Origin of the sequence: Mariniflexile fucanivorans, from assembly GCF_004341235.1 — a bacterium.
Lineage (GTDB): Bacteria > Bacteroidota > Bacteroidia > Flavobacteriales > Flavobacteriaceae > Mariniflexile > Mariniflexile fucanivorans.
This window is the reverse complement of sequence record NZ_SLUP01000004.1, coordinates 55242-75508: the sequence shown is the minus strand read 5'-3', so window position 1 is coordinate 75508 and position 20267 is coordinate 55242. Positions and strand designations below refer to the sequence as shown.

13 protein-coding genes are annotated in these 20267 nt (G+C 34.8%); all 13 read right to left on the bottom strand.

Going from position 1 to position 20267, the window contains the following annotated elements; translation table 11 throughout:
- Positions 1-342: 342 nt before the first annotated feature.
- The 13 genes from EV196_RS09535 to EV196_RS09475 all read right to left on the bottom strand — a co-directional run bounded on the left by EV196_RS09535 (position 343) and on the right by EV196_RS09475 (position 20149).
- A complete protein-coding gene (locus EV196_RS09535) occupies positions 343-798 on the bottom strand; it encodes a heavy-metal-associated domain-containing protein (RefSeq protein ID WP_132217527.1) in 456 nt (151 codons plus the stop codon).
- A 35-nt stretch (positions 799-833) separates the two neighbouring features.
- A complete protein-coding gene (locus EV196_RS09530; protein WP_132217526.1) occupies positions 834-2609 on the bottom strand; it encodes an efflux RND transporter periplasmic adaptor subunit in 1776 nt (591 codons plus the stop codon).
- Positions 2599-3081 carry a DUF305 domain-containing protein gene (locus EV196_RS09525; RefSeq protein WP_132217525.1) on the bottom strand — a complete coding sequence of 161 codons (483 nt, stop codon included), beginning with the start codon at positions 3079-3081 and terminating at the stop codon, positions 2599-2601. Before EV196_RS09525 ends, EV196_RS09530 begins: the two co-directional genes overlap by 11 nt.
- Before the next feature lie 18 nt (positions 3082-3099).
- Complete coding sequence (locus EV196_RS09520) at positions 3100-5628, bottom strand: heavy metal translocating P-type ATPase (protein WP_132217524.1); 2529 nt, start codon at positions 5626-5628, stop codon at positions 3100-3102.
- Positions 5628-6848, bottom strand: coding sequence for a TolC family protein (locus tag EV196_RS09515; RefSeq protein ID WP_132217523.1), 1221 nt, complete (start codon positions 6846-6848; stop codon positions 5628-5630). The genes EV196_RS09520 and EV196_RS09515 overlap by 1 nt, the downstream gene beginning before the upstream one ends.
- Entirely contained in the window at positions 6845-10573 is a 3729-nt protein-coding gene (locus EV196_RS09510) for an efflux RND transporter permease subunit (RefSeq protein ID WP_132217522.1), read from the bottom strand. Before EV196_RS09510 ends, EV196_RS09515 begins: the two co-directional genes overlap by 4 nt.
- 111 nt (positions 10574-10684) lie before the next feature.
- Complete coding sequence (locus EV196_RS09505) at positions 10685-11098, bottom strand: HYC_CC_PP family protein (RefSeq protein WP_243652219.1); 414 nt, start codon at positions 11096-11098, stop codon at positions 10685-10687.
- Between the two features lie 70 nt (positions 11099-11168).
- Positions 11169-13130 carry a heavy metal translocating P-type ATPase gene (locus tag EV196_RS09500; RefSeq protein ID WP_132217521.1) on the bottom strand — a complete coding sequence of 654 codons (1962 nt, stop codon included), beginning with the start codon at positions 13128-13130 and terminating at the stop codon, positions 11169-11171.
- Complete coding sequence (locus EV196_RS09495; protein WP_132217520.1) at positions 13131-13487, bottom strand: SpoIIAA family protein; 357 nt, start codon at positions 13485-13487, stop codon at positions 13131-13133. It lies immediately after the preceding gene.
- 66 nt (positions 13488-13553) lie between these two features.
- Positions 13554-13967 (bottom strand): Fur family transcriptional regulator, encoded by a 414-nt coding sequence (locus EV196_RS09490; protein ID WP_132217519.1) that lies wholly within the window; start codon positions 13965-13967, stop codon positions 13554-13556.
- Positions 13964-14602 carry a cation diffusion facilitator family transporter gene (locus EV196_RS09485; RefSeq protein ID WP_132217518.1) on the bottom strand — a complete coding sequence of 213 codons (639 nt, stop codon included), beginning with the start codon at positions 14600-14602 and terminating at the stop codon, positions 13964-13966. Before EV196_RS09485 ends, EV196_RS09490 begins: the two co-directional genes overlap by 4 nt.
- A 2-nt stretch (positions 14603-14604) precedes the next feature.
- Positions 14605-15810 (bottom strand): efflux RND transporter periplasmic adaptor subunit, encoded by a 1206-nt coding sequence (locus tag EV196_RS09480; protein WP_132217517.1) that lies wholly within the window; start codon positions 15808-15810, stop codon positions 14605-14607.
- A 4-nt stretch (positions 15811-15814) separates the two neighbouring features.
- On the bottom strand, positions 15815-20149 hold the full coding sequence (locus EV196_RS09475; RefSeq protein ID WP_132217516.1) for a CusA/CzcA family heavy metal efflux RND transporter: 4335 nt from the start codon (positions 20147-20149) through the stop codon (positions 15815-15817).
- Positions 20150-20267 lie beyond the last annotated feature (118 nt).

Sequence of the window (20267 nt, the reverse complement as noted above, 5' to 3'; positions counted from 1 at the left end):
AAAGCCGTATTCGAACACGAACAGATAAACATCGCCCCTTGTGTTTTTCCAATAATGAGAAAATAAAATTAGGGTTAAACCCTTCTGCAAAGAGTTGTTCAGTCCTGACCATTGTTTTTCCTGCCCTGTTGAAATTTTTCAATAATCTTCGGTTTAACTTCAACTGGTTATCTACTTTATTATAAAAACGCTCTGGTTGTTGTTGAGTTTGTTGGTACTGGTAGGGCACCACGAAAAATCCCGAAACTTAAATGTTTACAGGGTTTTTTGTTTTTAGGGGGACAACAATAGGGACTACATCAATTTTTTTTCATCTTTTAATGTTATTCCCATTCACTTCCTTCATTTATGATTCATCATCATTTCGTGGTCGTATTGACAGCAATCAGGCAGGTTTTTGTAGGCTATTTCATCACCTGCTACTTTTTCAGTATCATAACCTGAAGCTGCGATTGCTTTATGGATTGCCATTGCATCGGTTTTTGTATCATCAAAAGACACATCAATCTTCTTTTTATCGACATCCCAATTAGCACTTGCAACACCTTCAACACCGTTAGCTGCTTTTTCGATAGTGTTTTTACACATTCCGCAATTTCCTCTTACACCAAAAGACAGGTCTGTCATTGCCATATCTTTTGACATTTCAGTAGTTGTGGTTTCTGTTTCTTTTTTGGTTTCGTTTTTACAACTTGTTAAACCTAATGCTGCTATTACAGCTACACTTAAAATTACTTTTTTACTCACGTCGATTACATTTTTGTTTTTGTGGTCGTGATTTTTCTTTGAAAAATTCATTGTTTAAAATTTAATTGTTACTGCTTGATTTATTATTAGATTACTTGTTTCACTTCACCACAGGTAAGCATGGCGCTGCCAAAGTATGGATTGATTACTTTTTCTTCTTTACTCAACCAATAGGCGCCTTTGTCATTATCTGCCATAGGACAAAACTGCACATACACTTTTTCGTTAACACCAAATAACTGTAGAACCTTGATTAAATGTGATGACAAATGTTTAAAATCGTCTCTTTGTGATTTTATTGATGACGCTTTAGAAATTGAAGTAGCAGATGCTTTTATGTCACCTGCTAATGACATCCAATGGTTATGTGCCTTATTATCTGACAACAATTTCATATCTACTTTGTTCAATTTATTTAACAAAGTTGTTGCGTTTGCTGAAGTACTTTTGGAATCTTCTTTTACTAAAGCATCTTTTAAATTGATATACTCATTGAAAACAGCTTTTAACTGCTCTTGAAATTTCGCTGATACCTCCAAACGCTCATTCATATTAGTGTGGTCATTTACTTTGTTAGATGCATTGTTATCTATACCTAAATGACCTTCGTGTCCAGTCATTATTTTACCACCATCTTTATTCATCATAGACTTTTTGCCTTGTAATTGTGCTGCTGCATCAACCGTAAATGTGCCGTTAGTCACTATTTCATTTCCAACAAACAAGCCTTCTAAAACTTCATATTCATTACCAATTTGATTGCCTAATTTAATTTCAAGCATTTCAAAAATAGGTTGGTCTGGATTTGTTTTAAGATACACCACAGAACGTTCACCTGTCCATAACACAGAAGATGCAGGAATTGTTAATACGTCGTCATTTTTAGCTGTACTGCCTTCAATATTTGCGGTTACGAACATTCCTGGTTTAAATACATCGTCCTTATTATTTAGTACCACACGCAAGGTTACAGTTCTTGTTTTGGTGTTTAAAACTGGGTCAATGAAATCTACTTTACCTTTAAACTCTTTATTAGGATAAGCATTAGTAGTTATCATTACTTCCTGTCCTTTTTTAAAGCGGTCAATCTGATTTTCATACACATCAAAATTTCCCCAAACTGTGTTAAGATTGGCTATTTTTAATAAGGGTTGACCTTGTTTGATATAATCGCCTTGCTCTACCAATTTTTCTGTAACAGTACCCGAAACGGTTGCATAAACAGGAAAGTTTTCTTTCACTTTTCCTGTTTCTTCAATCTGATTGATTTGATTTTCAGAGAGCTTCCATAATTTCAATTTGTTTCGAACTGCTTTGTATAATGCAGGTTGTGATTCTTTTAAAGAGGCTGCTGTAATCAGTTCCTGTTGTGCTGCATAGAGTTCTGGCGAATAGATTGTTGCTAAAAGCTGACCTTTACGCACTTCTTCACCTGTAAAACTCACATTCAAACGTTCAATTCTTCCAGCGAAATAACTTACCTGTACTGCATTGGCTTCTTCGTTTTCAGCAATTTTACCAGATAATTTGATAGTATTGCCTTCAACATTGCCTTTACCAACAATAGATGTTTGAATATTAGCTAATGCCATCGCATTTTCGGTCAATTTGAATTGGTCTGCTAATAAACCATCACTTCCATTTTCCGCAGAAATTAAATCCATACCACAAATAGGACAATCGCCTGGTTCTGGTTGCATAATTTGTGGATGCATAGAACACGTCCACATTTGATTGGTTGCTGCTACCGCATCGTGATTATGGTCTGTTCCTTCTTTTGATGAACCACCAAAAAGCAACCAACCCAATAACACACCTACTACGAGTATGCCAATATATATGACTATTTTATTATTTTTCATTCTCTAATCGTTTTATCATTGCTTTCATTTCTTCTATTTCTTTACGTTGTGCTTTTATAATGTCTTCTGCTAATTTCTTTACTTCTGGGTCTTGAATATCTGCTCTTTCACTTGTTAAAATAGCGATAGAATGATGTGGTATCATTGCTTTCATCCAAAGTACATCACCAATAATTGGTGCTTGTGTTCTTACCAACCCTAATGCACCTACAAACAGTATAAAACTACCCGCGATTATGGCGATATTCTTCTTTTTGTCATTATACATTTTTCGCATAAAAAACCACATTATTACTGCCATTGTTGAAATTCCTAAACACGTCATATAGAATCGTGTTAAACTAAACCATACGTGGTCTATGGAATAGGTGTTTAAATACATCGTTATGTACATTGCTACAAATGAGCAAGCCAACATAATAAAGAAGGTTTTGTAATTTCCTTTGTTTGAGTGTTCTTTTGGATTTTTCATAATTATTTGATTTTATAGTTATACTTTAATTGTTCTTAATCGTAGTGCGTTACCTATTACCGAAACCGAACTAAAACTCATTGCTAAAGCTGCTATCATTGGCGAGAGTAGTATTCCGAAGAATGGAAACAACACACCTGCTGCAATAGGCACACCTAAAGTGTTGTAGATAAGTGCAAAAAATAGGTTTTGCTTAATATTCTTCATTACAGCATTACTTAAATTTTTTGCTTTTACAATACCGTGTAAATCGCCTTTTACTAACGTTATCATTGCACTTTCTATCGCTACATCTGTTCCTGTTCCCATTGCAATACCTACATCGCTTTTAGCCAATGCTGGTGCATCATTAATTCCATCACCTGCCATAGCAACTACTTTTCCATTTTTTTGTAGTTTCTCTACTTCTTTGAGTTTGTCTTCTGGTAGCATACTGGCTTTAAAATCTGCAAGATTTAGTTCTGATGCTACTGCTTGTGCTGTATCGTGATTATCGCCTGTTATCATTATTACATCAATCCCTTTATCTTGAAGTGCTTTAATGGCTTTAGCACTTGTTTCTTTTATCTTATCGCCTATAACTACATATCCAACTACGGTTTCATCTATTGACAAATAAGAAACTGTTTTGCCTTGTTTTTGGTAAGATTTAGCTTCGTCTTTCATTTTAGAAGCAATTTCTGCTTTGGCATATTCCATCATCTTAGGATTACCTAATGCTACTTTTTTATCTTTTATGGTCGCTTCAACACCTTTTCCTGTGACTGCACTAAAATCTTCGGACTTTAAAATTTCAGCGTTGTGTTCTTTGCCATATTTAACTGTCGCTTCTGCCAAAGGATGCTCACTATTTGTGTTTAGTGAAACGATATACTGTAGCACTTCTTTTTCGCTTAAAGCATCGTTAAAAGCACCAACGGTTTCAACTGTTGGCTTTCCTTCGGTAATTGTTCCTGTCTTGTCAACGATAAGCGTATTTACCTTATCCATTTTTTCAAGAGCTTCAGCATTTTTAATCAATACACCATTTTGAGCACCTTTACCCACACCAACCATTACAGACATTGGTGTTGCTAAACCTAAAGCACAAGGACACGCAATGATTAGTACTGCAATTGCATTGACAAACGCATACACATAAACTGGTTCTGGTCCCCAAATAGACCATACAAAAAATGTGATAATAGAAATAAGTACTACAACTGGCACAAAATAACCTGAAACTTTATCTGCTAAATTTTGAATTGGTGCACGACTTCTGCTTGCATCATTAACCATATGGATGATTTGTGATAAAAGCGTGTCACTTCCTACTTTTTCAGCTTTCATTAAAAAGGTTTTATTCCCATTAATTGTTCCGCTACTTACTTTATCATTTTCAGCCTTGTTTACAGGAATAGGTTCTCCTGTAATCATAGATTCGTCAATGGTTGTTTCGCCTTGAGTTATCACACCATCCACAGGAATTTTATCGCCTGGTTTTACTTTTAAAATATCATTAAGTTCTATCTCGTCAATACTGACTTCAACTTCTTCACCATCTACTATTTTTATGGCTTTATTAGGTGCTAACTTTAGTAACTCTTTTACTGCCGAATTGGTTTTACTATGCGCACGAGCTTCTAACAACTGACCTAAAAGCACTAACGTTAGAATAACTGTTGCTGCTTCAAAATAGACGTGAACTGCACCTGATTCAGTTTTAAATTGTTCAGGAAATACATCTGGAAACAACATCCCAAATACACTAAATAACCAAGCCACACCTGCACCGATTCCAATGAGTGTAAACATATTGAGATTCCACGTTTTTATGCTTCTATAAGCACGCTCAAAGAACATCCAAGTAGCATAAAAAACAACTGGAATGGATAGTGCAAATTGAATCCAATTCCAATTTTTCTGTTCCATTATATTATACAATGGATTGTTATTAAGCATTTCGCTCATAGCAATTAAGAAAATAGGTAATGTGAATACAGATGCTATCCAAAATTTCTTTAATAGTTTTTTATAGGTTTTTTCTTCTGCTGAACTATCTGCTTCCATTGGCACTAAATCCATCCCACAAATAGGACACGAACCTGCTTCATCTTTGACAATTTCTGGATGCATAGGACAGGTCCATTGTTCTTTTGAAGTTACTGATAGATTTTGTTCTTCCACCAAATCCATTCCGCAAACTGGACAATCGCCTGGTTTGCCGTAGGTCTTATCGCCTTCGCAATGCATAGGACAATAGAAAGCCCCCAACCCCCGAAGAGGGCTTTTCTTACTCGAACGCTTTTCTGCGCCTTGATTCCTCCCCTTTAGGGAGGTCGGGCGGGGCTTCTTACCTTGTTTATGAATGCTATAGCTGCCACCATCCTTTACTAAGGCTTCTTCAAAAGTTTCTATAGGTATGTGTGATTCCATTTCGATAGTAGCTTCTGCCTTTTCTAAATTGACTGTTGCTTTTAAAACACCTTCTATTTTAGAGAGCGTTTCTTCAACGTGACTGCGACAACCGTTGCAGGTCATTCCGTGTATATGATATGTGTGTTTCATTATTGCTGTGTTAAATAATTAATGAATGTACTTTGCACATAGTAGGTCTTCACAGATTCTATTTGGTTCATTTGAAACTTTAGCTGTAACTCTTGAATATCCAAAACATCATTAAAATCAATCGTTCCTGTTTCATAGCTTTTGATTAAAATATCTTCTGCATCTTTGGCTTGCTTTAGGTTTTTGGTTTGGGTAGCATAACTTATTCTAGCTGAAATGCGTTCATTAATCGCCTTGTCTAAAAGCGTTTCCAATGAATTTAAACGTTCCTGTTTTTGAGCAGTAATTTCCTGCTGTTGCAACTCATTTTGTTTGGTTTGCGATTTATATTTCTTATTGAAAATTGGGATAGAAACTGAAACCATTGGCATTACAATATCCTTTCCGTTATCGCTAAAATCCATATTTGGTCTTTCAGCAACATTGATATAATCTAATCCAAAACCAATCATTGGACTGCTTTCTTTTTGATTTAACAATTCTGATTGTTCTATGGATTGATAGAGTTTATCATATTTCAGCAGTTCGGGATGCAATGCTAAATTTTCAATAGTAACATCAAAGTCTTTAGAAGGTATCATTAAACTATCTACCAAATTGACCGCAATATTATTTCCCCTATTCAATAGGTTATTAAAATTAGTTTGTTCTGCTAAAAACTGTTGACTCAAAACATCTTTTAATTGTTGCATTTCGTTTTGACGCATTTGCAATCGCAATACATCTACTGCTGATGCTTTGCCAACTTCAACCGATGTTAATGCCAATGTTTCGTAGGTTTCTAATAATTTTATATTTTCAACTAATACATCTTGCTTTGCTTTGTTAGCATACATGTTGTAATAGCTTTGTAATACCGAAGCCATTAGTTTTCGCTTTGCAATAACAATATCTTCGTATTTTGAATTTGCTAATGAACTTACATAATTTTCTCTCGACGTAATGGTTCCAAACCACGGTAACATTTGTTTAGCCGAGACTTTAAAACGTTGTGCTCCTGTACGTGTTTCTGGTTCGCTTACGAAGTAACCCACACCAAATTCGGTATTAGGTAATGTATTTACTTCATTCACTTTTTCGGAAGCAATACTATACTGTAATTCAAACTTTTGAATTTCAGGATTGTTATTTAATGCTTCATCAATAAGTGTTTCTAATTCTTGTGCATTAGAAACATTAAAAGCTAATAAACCTATGAGTGTATAAATTATTCTTTTCATTTGTTTGCTCTTTTCAATTTAAACTCTTCTCTCCAGCTGTATAAAACTGGTACAATAAAGTAAGAGGTAATGTCTATAACCATTCCGCCAAATATGGGGATTGCCATAGGTATCATAATATCACTTCCTTTTCCTGTAGAGGTCAATACTGGTAACAGCGCCAAAATGGTAGTTACAGTAGTCATTAAACACGGACGAATACGTTTTTCGGCTGCTTGCAAAGCGGAAGTTCTAATACTCTTTTTATCGGCAGGTTTTTCACGCTCAAATGTTTGAGTGAGGTATGTTGCCATAACAACTCCATCATCTGTAGCAATACCAAATAATGCTATGAAACCTACCCAAACCGCTACACTTAAATTGATGGTTTTCATATTGAAAAGGTCTCGCATATTCTCTCCAAACAAACTGAAATTGAAAAACCAATCTTGACCGTACAGCCATAGCATAATAAAACCACCTGCAAATGCAACTGTTATTCCCGTAAAAACCATTAGTGAAGTAGAGACAGACTTAAATTGGAAGTACAAAATCAAGAAAATAATGGCAAGTGCTAATGGAACGACGACTGAAAGCGTTTTTTCTGCTCGTAACTGATTTTCATAAGTTCCTGTAAATTTATAGCTGATGCCCTTTGGAACAATTAATTCTCCTGAATCTATTTTCTGCTGAAACAAAGCTTGCGCATTTTCAACAACATCAACTTCTGCAAACCCATCTAATTTATCAAACAACACATAGCCTACTAAAAAGGTGTCTTCACTTTTAATGACTTGCGGGCCTTGTTCATATCTAATAGTTGCTAATTCACTTAAAGGAACAGGGCTGCCTTTTTCAACAGGAATATAAATTCCTTTTATATCTTCTGGATTACCACGTAGCTCTCTAGGATATCTAACTCGAACAGCATAGCGCTCTCTTCCTTCAACAGTTTGCGTTATAGCCATACCACCAATGGCTACTTTCAGCACACTTTGTACATCTTCTATAGACACACCATAACGTGCTATTTTTTCTCTATCAATATCAATAAGTAAATAAGGTTTCCCTACAATTCTATCTGCAAAAACAGCTTGCTCTTTTACACCTTCAGCTTGTTTTAAAAGACTTTCTAATTGTAACCCAAACGCTTCAATTTGTTTTAAATCTTGTCCTTTTACTTTTATTCCCATTGGTGCACGCATTCCTGTTTGAAGCATTACCAATCTAGTTTCTATCGGTTGTAATTTTGGTGCAGAAGTAACGCCAGGTAATTTGGTAACTCTAACGATTTCATTCCAAATATCATCAGGACTATTAATTTCTGGTCGCCAATTACGATAGAATTCGCCATCAACATCTTCGATAAGTTGAGTATGTTCAACGTTTGTAAAAACAACATTTTCCGAATTATTAGGATTGGCGATGAAGGTTCCATCTTTCAACTCAAAAGCACCATCGTCGTTTACTTTGTAACGTTGTCTTTTTCCTTTGGAATTACGCATGTATTCAGATTTATACTGAATCATGTTTTCATACATGGATAAAGGCGCAGGGTCTAATGCAGATTCTGTTCTACCAGACTTTCCTACTACGGTTTCAACTTCTGGAATGGTGGCTACAGCCATATCTAATTGCTGAAGCACACGTTTATTTTCTTCAACACCAGAATGTGGTAATGAGGTTGGCATTAATAGAAAAGAGCCTTCGTTTAAAGATGGCATAAATTCTTTTCCTGTATTATTCATTATCCATCCTCCAGAAACAAGCACAGTTGCTGGAATAATTAAAAACAATAACTTGTTTGCTAAAGCCCAATTTAAAATTTGTCCATAATACCTTCTGAAAATTGAAAATATTCCTAAAATTCCGAAGCAAATAATAGCCACAAAAATTAAGTTAACTAGAATACTTCTGTCAAAGCCTAATGGTCTCCAATATTCGGCAAGTAAAAATATAATGGCAGTGCATGAAATAATAATATTTACAAGATTGCTATTTCTCTTATTTAGTTTACCCAAAACCCCAAGTAAACCTGTAATACCAAAAGCAATTAAAATAATCCCTAACCAATATCCAATAACCATAATTGCGATTCCAAAAACTATTAAAGCACCATTTATAATGTATTTAAATGAACTTTTAAGTGATGTTTTTCTGAATAAATATGCTGCAAATGGTGGAATTAGAAATAAAGCAATAACCAAAGATGCTGATAATGCCATCGTTTTGGTAAATGCAAGTGGTCTAAACAATTTTCCTTCTGCACCAATCATTGTAAATACAGGCAAAAAGCTGATAATGGTGGTTAATACCGCTGTTAAGATTGCTCCTGAAACTTCGGCAGTCGCATTATAAACTACTTCATTTGTAGTTAACGCTGTACCATCTTCTCGTAACCGTAATTTTTCATCATCGAGATGGCGAATCATATTCTCTGCGAGAATGACGCCTACATCTACCATAGTTCCAATGGCAATAGCAATACCAGAAAGTGCTACAATATTGGCATCCACGTTAAACAGTTTCATGGTAACAAATACCATTAATACGGCGACAGGCAACAATCCAGAAATTAAAATAGAAGCCCTTAAATTGAAAACCATAACAATAATAACCAAAATGGTAATTAATATTTCTAGTGTTAATGCTTCGTTTAGTGTGTCTAATGTTTCTTGAATAAGTTCGGTACGATCATAGAAAGGAACGACTGTTAATTGAGATGTTCTGCCGTTTGCCAATACTTTTGAAGGCAATCCTCCTTTCAGTTCCTCAATTTGAGCTTTTACATTGTTAATGACTTCCATTGGATTAGCACCATACCGCGCCACTACAACACCTCCAACAACTTCTGCACCTTCTTTATCTAATAAACCTCTTCGTGTTGCTGGACCTAATGATACTTTAGCAATGTCTTTAATCTTGATTGAAGTAAAATCTTCTGAAGTAATTACAGCATTTTCAATATCTTCAACAGATTTTACATAACCTAAACCACGTACTAAATATTCAGCTTGATTGATTTCTAAAGTTTGCGCACCAATATCTTGATTACTAGTTTTAACCGCTTTTACGATCTGGTTTAAACCAATGTTATATTGACGCATCAGCTCTGGATTGACATCAACTTGATACTCCTGAACATAACCACCAATGGAAGCTACTTCAGAAACACCGCTTGCAGTAGATAAAGCATATTTTACATAGTAATCTTGAATGCTACGCAGTTCGTGTAAATCCCAACCACCGGTAACATTTCCGTTTTCATCTCGACCTTCAAGCGTGTACCAAAATATTTGTCCTAAACCTGTGGCATCAGGTCCCAATGCAGGATTAACACCTTCTGGTAATAATCCACTTGGTAATGAATTGAGTTTTTCTAAAATGCGACTGCGACTCCAGTAAAATTCGATGTCTTCTTCAAAAATGATATAGATACTAGAAAACCCAAACATAGAAGAACTACGAATGGTTTTCACTCCTGGAATGCCAAGTAAAGAAGTCGTTAAAGGATACGTAATTTGGTCTTCTATATCTTGTGGCGAACGACCATCCCACTTTGTGAATACAATTTGTTGGTTTTCTCCAATATCTGGAATGGCATCTACGGCTACAGGGTTGCTTGATAAAAATCCTGTGTCCCAATTAAAAGGTGCGTTTACAGTTCCCCATCCAACAAAAAGGACGAGTAGCAGAACTGCTACGAGTTTGTTTTCTATTAAAAATTTGATGCTTTTATTTAGCATTAGCTTTGTTTATTAAACAGTTAGACGTTGGTGTTAAGAAAACACCGAATACAGCAAATTATCCTTATGACATTATACTGTCATAGGATAACACAGTCTATTGTTTAAAAATCAAATTAAGTATGTTTCGTCAATCTTGTAGAGTTGCCTTATGACTAGTGGCGGTTTATATTCTTCGTAAGTAGAAACGTTATTTTCTAAACCTTCAAAAAGGTTAATGTAAGTGTAAACAAATGAAGCTATAAATACTTGTTGCTCAAACGTGATTTTGTCAACTTGCAATTGTAGTTCGTCTTGACCTTCAATTGCTAATTGTTCATCATCACAACAATTTTTCTTGGTAATAGAACATCCTTCGGATGAAGGCTTTTCCATTTCCATTCCGCAACCTTTGGCCTTTTGAAAAATAGCAGTTTCTACTAAATTATCTCCACAATAATGCATATTGACAGTAAATGACATTGTAGAGAATAACACTACAAAAGCCATTGCTAAAGACATTATTTTATGGAAAAACTGTTTCATATTAATTGCGAAGTTACGAAATTTTAACAACTATGATTTTGTTTAACAGAAGTTTAATTGACTAATCTGCTTAATCCCAAGTCATTTTCTGCAAGCGAACAGCATTTAAAATTGCTAACAAAGCTACTCCTACATCTGCAAATACTGCTTCCCACATTGTCGCTAAACCACCTGCTCCTAAAATCAAAACAATAACTTTAACACCAAATGCTAAAATGATATTCTGCCAAACAATTTTTCGTGTAGAACGACTTATTTTAATGGCTCTAACAACTTTTGAAGGTTGGTCTGTTTGAATGATGACATCTGCTGTTTCAATTGCGACATCACTACCTAAACCGCCCATTGCAATACCTACATTACTTGCTGCCAATACAGGTGCGTCATTAATACCATCACCAATAAAAGCCACTTTGTTTTCAGGATTTTTCTTTAAATTTTCAACTTCGTTTAATTTATCTTCTGGTAATAATCCACCTTTAGCATTTTTAATATTCAATTCTTTTGCGACTTGTTGAGTAATGGAATCTTTGTCACCGGAAAGCATCATAATATTTTTAATGCCTACTTTGTGTAATGCGGTAATTGTTTCTTTAGCATCTTTTTTTAATTCATCTGCAATTACACAGTAACCTGCAAACTTGTTATTAATTGCCACTAATACAATGGATTCTACAATAGATTCCGTTTCAGTTGGAACATTAATATTATTAGCAGACATCAAGGCTTTATTCCCTACTAAAACTGTTTTACCATTTACAATACCTTTTAAACCTTTGCCTGCAATTTCAGAAACGTCTTGTGCTTCAAAATCTTCTCCATTTTCTTTATACTCCATTATGGCTTTTGCTATTGGATGTGTGGATTGCTCTTCCATAGCCATTAAGTATTTCATAAATTCAGATTCTTCCCAACCTATAGCTTTAATGTCCTTGATTTTAAAAACACCTTTGGTAACCGTTCCTGTTTTATCCATCACCAATGTATTTATCTTGGTCATTGCATCTAAAAATGAAGCACCTTTAAACAATATTCCATTTTTTGAAGCTGCTCCCAATCCACCGAAATAACCCAATGGAATAGAAATTACCAATGCACAAGGACAAGATATTACCAAGAAAATCAAGGCTCTGTACAGCCAATCTCTAAACACATAATCACCTACAAAAAAGTAAGGAATGAATGTTACACCTATCGCTAAAAAAACTACTATTGGTGTATAGATACGAGCGAACTGTCTGATAAACAACTCCGTTTTAGATTTACGTGCTGTTGCATTTTGAACCAAATCTAATATTCTGGCTATAGAACTATCTTCAAATTTATTGGTCACTTCAACTTCAATAACACTTTCTAAATTGATGCTACCTGCGTACACTTTGGCTTGTTCAAGTATAGAATCGGGTTTACTTTCACCTGTTAAAGCTGCCGTATTTAAAGCTGCATTTTTAGATAATAAAATACCATCTAATGGGATTTTTTCACCTACTCGAATTTGAATTTTCTCTCCAATATTAACATCCTCTGGCGAAACACTTTTATAATCACCATCACGAAATACATTGGCTTCTTTTGGTCTAATATCCAACAATGCTTTTATATTTCCTTTTGCTCTATTAACTGCTGCATTTTGGAATAATTCACCTACTGCATAGAATAACATTACTGCAACACCTTCTGGATATTCCCCAATTACAAATGCACCTATTGTGGCAATAGACATTAAAAAGAACTCTGTAAAAAAGTCGCCTTTTTTAATGCTTTCCCAACCTTCTTTTACTACTGGAAAACCAACAGGAATATAGGCTACCAAATACCAAATAATACGAATCCAGCCAGAAAATTGAGGGATTGCTTCAAAATAATCTACAGCAATACCTACCATTAACATTACAAAACTGAAAATAGCAGGTAAATAGGTTTTTAAATTTGAAGCACTTTTAGTATTGCTATGATTATGACCATCATCATGACTATGTTGGGTCTCTGAATCTGGTTTTAAATCTCTTAAATTAACTTTCTTTTTTTTCATCTATTGTAATATCCAATTTTTTGCCTGTTCTTTATCTTTTAAATCAAAATACTTAATCTCTGAACTTGTAAAAAAGTCAGTAACTTTTGCTGCAAATTCCTGCCATTTTTTTTCGCCTACAAATGCCATTTTTCCATAATCGGAAATGTGTGCGCTATCTACTTTTATATCTTCCCAAAATCCTTTTAAGGTATAACCTGTAAAATCTTCCATTTCAAAATAGAAATCTACCTTTTTACCTTTTTCAATAATATTATGGATAAGTGGATGAATCTTTTCCACATCACTCTTAGAAATTTTACCGCTAATTTTTGCTGAAATTAAATTGTCTTTTTCTGTATTGATTAAATGTATCATTGTTTGTATATTTTAATTAATTATATTTAAAAATACTGATAAATTAAGTGCAATGGAAGTGCATTTTTAGCTACTGCACTTATCGCATATCCCTTTTACTACCAAATTTACATCCTCTGCCAAATAACCTTCAGGAACTTTTATTTGAGGGATTTTATGTTCTGTTAAGCAAACGGTTTCATTACAATTATTACAATGGAAATGTAGATGCAAATCGGTTTTTATATTGCAATTACAACCTTGTTCGCATAATGCATATTTAGTTATTCCTGTACCATCATCTATTTGGTGTACAATATCATTTTCCTCAAAGGTTTTTATCGTTCTGTATAAAGTTGTTCTATCTGCTTTTTCAAAAGCATTTTCTATGTCGCTTAACGTAACCGCAATTTTCCTTTCTGTAAGAAACTTGTAGATTAAAATGCGCATTGCTGTTGGACGAACATTAAAACTATTGAGCGTTTTTTCTATTTCTGTCATTTTTTAGTCTCATTAAAATTAATATTTCTTGCTTTGCTAAATGCTTCCCAACCTTCTTTTAAAGCATAAGGAACAATAAGAAGTGCTGCAATAGGATCTGCCATCCACCAACCTAATTGATTGACCAATAGCAAACCTAAAAGCACAACTACTGTTTGATATAGACAAATAAACGTATCCTTGGCATCTGCTAATAGTGCTGGACTATCAAGTTTTTTACCGTATTTTCTTTTAAAATAAATAAGAATAGGGTTTACTACCAATGAAACCAATAAGATAATTAATCCCATAGTGCTCCAGCTTGCGGTTTCTTGATTGATAAGTTTTGTAACAGAATCGTAAGTAATAAAAATACTAACTAATACAAAAGAAGCAGCAATGACGTAGAGTGTAATTTTCTTTCTTCTTTTTACTTTTTCTTCATCAATGCCTTTTATCTCTCCGTGCAGTCGCCAACCTAAAGTTGATGCGCTTATAACTTCAATAGTACTGTCCAATCCCCAACCTATCAAAGCTGAACTGTTTGAGGCAAACCCTGCAATAAGAGATATCAACACCTCAATAACGTCATAAATGACATTCCATATTTGAAGTGTTCTTGCTTGTTTTAAATTTTGTTTTCTTGTTGCATCCATAATTAATGTGCGTGTTCTGCTTCCCCTTTTTTCATTTCTGCGTTAAGGTAGTAAGCATTGTTATAGGCAAATTGTGTGTTACTTTCTACGTCTTCAATAAATTGAACTGACACCCAGTCACCATCCTTAGTACCTAATATGACTTCTATGGGTTTAAAACTCCAATCGTTATTTTCTTTTTCTACTGAAAACACATAATATCTTTCGCCTTCTTTTATGATGGCGCTTTCAGGTAATGCTCTTGTTTTGGTATTATCCACTTGTATTTTACCTTGAATATACATTCCTGGAATTAAGTTGCCTTTTTTGTTTTCTATCTCTGCGTGAACATGAACTGCTTTTGGGTTGTCCTCAAACGTTTTGCTTACGGAATAGATTTCTGCGGTAAGTTCTGTATCTGGAATGGATTGTACTGTAAAGTTTACTTTTTGACCTTTCTGTATTTTATAGACATCCTTTTCAAAGACCATTAAATCTGCGTGTACGTGATGCGTGTTTACGATTTCAAATAATTCGGTTTGTGGTTCTACATACTGTCCTGTTTTTACTTCAACGTTTTGCACAAAACCCTCTATTGGACTTCGCAAGGCAATGCGTTGTGCAATTGTGCCATTCCGAATAGAAGTAGTATTAACATTTAATAGTCGCAATTGCGCTTCCAGACCATTTACAATTGCTTTTGATGCCTCATATTCGGCTTCTGCCCTTTGAAAGTTAGCGCCAGAACCTACACTAGCTTCATATAGCTTTTGTTGACGTTCATAATTCTTTTTCAGAAAATTACTATTGCTATAGGCGTTTAGATAATCGGTTTGTAGTTTTATAATATTTGGGTGGGATAGATAAGCCACAACTTGACCTTTATTGACTTTATCACCTTCAATAACTTCAATTGAAACAACATTTGCACCAACAACCGTAGTGATGGCCGCTTCATTTTGTGGTGGCACTTCCAAAGAACCATTTGCTTCGACATATCCACTCATATTACGTAATGCCAATGTGTCTATTTTCATTTTTAGCGCATCAAATTGTTGCTGTGAAAGCATTACTTCTTCACTTTCATTATGTGCTTCCTTAACTTCTGTGTTTTGTTCTTCATTATGGGAATGACCATCATTCTCGTTATGATTTGCTTTATTTCCGCAAGCTGACACAAAAATGGTTAACACCATTAAGGTAAGGATTTTATATATTTTTCTTTTCATTGTCTTATTGATTAAAATATTGTAGTTGAAATGTGCTTTCTAAATAGTTTACTAATGCTGTTTGTGCTTCCAGTTCGGATTGAATGGCTTCTTTTATCAACTGCGTAAATGCAGTATAATCAATTTCACCTTCTCTATATGCCAATAACGCACCTGTTTTTTGCTCTTTTGCTACTGGCAATACTTGGTCTTTGTAAAACTCCCAAGATGTTTTCCATTTGATATAATTTTCTTTAGCCTGAACAAATCTTGATTGTACTTCCTGTTTTTTGAACGCTACATTGGTTTCGGCTATTTCTTTATCAATTTTGGAACTTCTAATTTGTGCTTTGTTTGAACCAGATAAAAACGGAATGGAAATACCTGCCTGATAGCTATAAAATCCTGAATCACCATTTACTTTTTGTAAACCACCTTGTAAATTCAACTTTGGTAAATTATCTGCTTTTGCAGCTTTATATTTGGCTTCCGCTTCATCTACAATATTCTGGGATATACTATACAACGGATGATTTTCAATATTGAAAGACTCAATGTTTAAATCAAAAGCTGTATCAAATTCATCTGAAACCGTAAAATTTTCATCTGAAACCAACCATAGATTAAGTTGCTGTAAAGCCATAAGATAATCACTATAAGCTTGTGTTTTTTTATTCTGAATTTGAAACGCTTGATTTTTTGCTGCTGAATATTCTAATTTAGAAATAGCTTCTACTTCATAATTTAACGCTACAGCTTGCTCGAATTTGGAATAAACAGAATCCAGTTCTTTATACAAATCATAGTTCCGTTTCATTTGATAGCATTTTGACCACGCTTTTTTAACTTCCAATTCTAATTCCAATTCAGAAAGTTGAAAAGCCTTTTGCGCCAATTGAATACGTTGCTCTTGCAACTTCTTTTTTGAACCGATACCAAATACATCGATATTCGATTGACCAATACCAATGGTTGTGTAAATACCATTGTCACTATTTATTTCTTCACCACCTGTAAAAATTTGCGTAGTTCCAAAATCATAGGCAGTCGCTTTTAATTGCTCTTGTTTTGTGATTTCCAACTGCTTTTGCTTTAGTAATGGATAATTATTTTTTGAAAGTTTTACAGCTTCCTGCAATGAAATTTTGGGAATTGTATCGTTTACTTCTTGCGCAATACTTTGTGCTGAAAAGCCAAATAGTAAAAGTAAAACTGCTGTTGCTGTAACCAACTTTTTATTCGGTTTAAACGTAAACGATTTGTTTTCTACCCAATGATATAAAATGGGTAACACAAATAAAGTAAGCAAGGTTGAAGTTAACAAACCACCAATAACCACAGTTGCTAATGGACGTTGTACTTCTGCACCTGCTGATGATGAAATCGCCATTGGTAGAAAGCCTAATACATCTGTAAAAGCGGTTAACATAATTGGTCTTATTCTTCGTTTGGTACCTTCAACAATTCTGTCTTTTAGGTTGGTTACACCTTCGTCTTTTAATTCGTTGAGTCCACTAATCATTACTAATCCATTTAAAACCGCAACACCAAATAGCACAATAAAACCAACACCTGCTGAAATACTAAATGGCATATCACGCAACCATAAAGTTACAACACCACCAATAGTTGCCATTGGGATGGCTATGTAAATCATTAAGGTTTGTGGTAGTGATTTTAATGCAAAGTATATCAATATGAAAATGAGTAACAATGCAATAGGTACAACGGTTTGTAACCGGTTGCTGGCACGTTCCAGATTTTCAAATGCACCACCATATCGAATAAAATAACCTGATGGTAATTCCAGTTGTGCATCTAATTTTGATTTTATTTCGGTTACCAACGATTTTACATCACGACCTCTTACATTAATACCAACATAAGTTCTTCTGTTGGTATTATCCCTACTGATTTGCATGGGTCCTGTTTTGTAGCTTACATCTGCAATTTCACGCAATGGAATTTGAGCACCCGAAGGTAAATTGATGTATAGATTTTGAACATCTGTAATATCCTTACGGTTTTGGGAACTTAAACGCACCACTAAATCGAAGCGTTTTTCACCTTCAAAAATCACACCTGCTGTACCACCTGCAAATGCAGATTGTACGGTTTGATTTAGGGTATTTATTTGAAGCCCGTATTGTGCTAATTTATTCCTGTTATAATTAATGGTCATTTGTGGCAAACCTGTTGTGGCTTCTGCTTTCATATCGCCAATACCTTCAGTACCTGCTATGATTTTAGATATTTCTTCGGCTTTTTGGGATAGAATGTCAATGTCTTCACCATAAAGTTTTATAGCAATATCTTCTCGAACACCTTCAAGTAACTCATTAAAACGCATTTCGATAGGTTGGGTAAATTCATAATTTACACCAGGAACGATTTCAACCGCTTCTTTCATTTTCTCAATCAATTCATCTTTTGTTTCTGCTGTTGTCCATTCACTTTTAGGTTTCAGAATCACAAAAACATCGGCTAAATCCATTGGCATTGGGTCTGTTGGTATTTCGGCAACACCAATACGACTTACAATTTTTTCGACTTCTGGAAATTTCGCTTTTACAATCTGCTCTATTTTGGTGGTGGTTTCAATGGTTTCGGTAAGTGAACTTCCGGGTTTTAATATAGCGTGAAAGGCAATATCGCCTTCATCAAGTTGAGGGATGAACTCGCCACCCATTCTTGAAAACATAAAAACCGTAATCCCGAACAGCACAACCGCAATACCAATTACCCATTTTCCTTTTCGCAAAGCTCTAACCAGTAAAGGTTGGTATTTGTCTTCAACCCAATGTACAAATCTATCCCCATAGGATTTTTTATCGTTTTTTGGTGCTCTTAACACCAAAGCAGACATCATTGGCACATACGTTAAACACAGTACCATGGCGCCAATCATAGCGAAAATAAAGGTCAACGCCATAGGTTTAAACATCTTTCCTTCAATACCTTGTAAGGCTAAAATGGGTAGAAAAACGATAAGGATAATTAACTGACCAAAAAACGCAGCATTCATCATCTTTTTTGAAGCATTAGAAGCAACTTTATCTCGTTGTTTGGATGTAAGCTGTTTCTTTTTTAGGACTTGTGATGCAATTAAGAATACAGTACTTTCTACAATGATGACAGCCCCATCAACTATAATTCCGAAATCTATGGCTCCCAAACTCATTAAGTTTACCCAAACATCGAAAAAGTTCATTAAAATAAAAGCGAATAATAAGGATAATGGTATGGTTGAAGCGACTATTAAGCCACCTCGCCAATTTCCTAATAAGAAGATAAGCACAAAAATGACTATCAATGCGCCTTCAATAAGATTTGTGGTAACTGTGGAAGTTGTTTCACCTATTAATTTACTTCGGTCTAATAATGGCTCTATAATAACACCTTCGGGTAATGACTTTTCTATTTGAGCCATCCGTTCCTTTACATTGGCAATAACATCATTGGAATTTGCACCTTTAAGCATCATTACCAAACCACCAACAACTTCTCCTTCGCCATCTTGGGTCAATGCACCATAACGGATTGCAGAACCAAATTGTACCGTAGCAATATCACCAATAGTGACAGGAATATTATTGATATTCTTAACCGTGATTTTTTTAATATCCTCTAAACTTCGCACCAAGCCTTCGCCTCTAATAAAATTGGCTTGATGGTTTTTTTCGATGTACGCACCACCTGTGTTTTGATTATTGGCTTCAAGTGCATTAAAGACATCTGTAATGGTTAAACCAATAGCGTTTAAATCGTTTGGATCAACCGCTACTTCATATTGTTTAATTTTTCCACCTATGGCGTTTACCTCGACCACACCTTCAACCATCGCCATTTGACGCTGAACAATCCAATCTTGCATAGAGCGCAAATCTGCAATGGTATATTTGTCTTTGTACTCTGTTGCTACCTTTAAGGTATATTGATAAATTTCTCCTAAACCTGTGGAAATAGGTCCCATAAAAGGTTCGCCAAAACCTGCGGGAATCTGTTCTTTAACTTCGTTTAGTTTTTCGGCTACCAATTGTCGAGGTAGATAGGTTCCCATTTCATCATCGAACACAATGGTAACCACAGATAAGCCAAAACGGGAAATTGACCTAATTTCCTGTACATCGGGAAGGTTGCTCATTGCTACCTCAATAGGATAGGTTACAATTTGCTCAATATCTTCTGTTCCTAAATTGGGTGCTTGTGTAATAACCTGTACTTGGTTGTTGGTAATATCTGGAACAGCATCGATTGGTACTTTGGTCATACTCCAAACACCTGCTCCAATAATGGTAAGCGTAAGCAAACCAATAATGAATTTATTATTGATTGAAAAATCAATGATTTTATTAATCATAGAAATAGTTATAATGAATTTACAAATAAAGAATAGCGACCAATAGTTATTATTGGTTACTTGAATTTATAAGATACCTGCCGAAGTTAATCTTGAGCGATAGACGAAAGGCAAGCAT

Bases quoted from the DNA above. Each gene is read 5' to 3' on its own strand.
- EV196_RS09535 (WP_132217527.1), bottom strand. From the start codon at position 798: ATGAATTTTTCAAAGAAAAATCACGACCACAAAAACAAAAATGTAATC.
- EV196_RS09530 (WP_132217526.1), bottom strand. From the start codon at position 2,609: ATGAAAAATAATAAAATAGTCATATATATTGGCATACTCGTAGTAGGT.
- EV196_RS09525 (WP_132217525.1), bottom strand. From the start codon at position 3,081: ATGAAAAATCCAAAAGAACACTCAAACAAAGGAAATTACAAAACCTTC.
- EV196_RS09520 (WP_132217524.1), bottom strand. From the start codon at position 5,628: ATGAAACACACATATCATATACACGGAATGACCTGCAACGGTTGTCGC.
- EV196_RS09515 (WP_132217523.1), bottom strand. From the start codon at position 6,848: ATGAAAAGAATAATTTATACACTCATAGGTTTATTAGCTTTTAATGTT.
- EV196_RS09510 (WP_132217522.1), bottom strand. From the start codon at position 10,573: ATGCTAAATAAAAGCATCAAATTTTTAATAGAAAACAAACTCGTAGCA.
- EV196_RS09505 (WP_243652219.1), bottom strand. From the start codon at position 11,098: ATGAAACAGTTTTTCCATAAAATAATGTCTTTAGCAATGGCTTTTGTA.
- EV196_RS09500 (WP_132217521.1), bottom strand. From the start codon at position 13,130: ATGAAAAAAAAGAAAGTTAATTTAAGAGATTTAAAACCAGATTCAGAG.
- EV196_RS09495 (WP_132217520.1), bottom strand. From the start codon at position 13,487: ATGATACATTTAATCAATACAGAAAAAGACAATTTAATTTCAGCAAAA.
- EV196_RS09490 (WP_132217519.1), bottom strand. From the start codon at position 13,967: ATGACAGAAATAGAAAAAACGCTCAATAGTTTTAATGTTCGTCCAACA.
- EV196_RS09485 (WP_132217518.1), bottom strand. From the start codon at position 14,602: ATGGATGCAACAAGAAAACAAAATTTAAAACAAGCAAGAACACTTCAA.
- EV196_RS09480 (WP_132217517.1), bottom strand. From the start codon at position 15,810: ATGAAAAGAAAAATATATAAAATCCTTACCTTAATGGTGTTAACCATT.
- EV196_RS09475 (WP_132217516.1), bottom strand. From the start codon at position 20,149: ATGATTAATAAAATCATTGATTTTTCAATCAATAATAAATTCATTATT.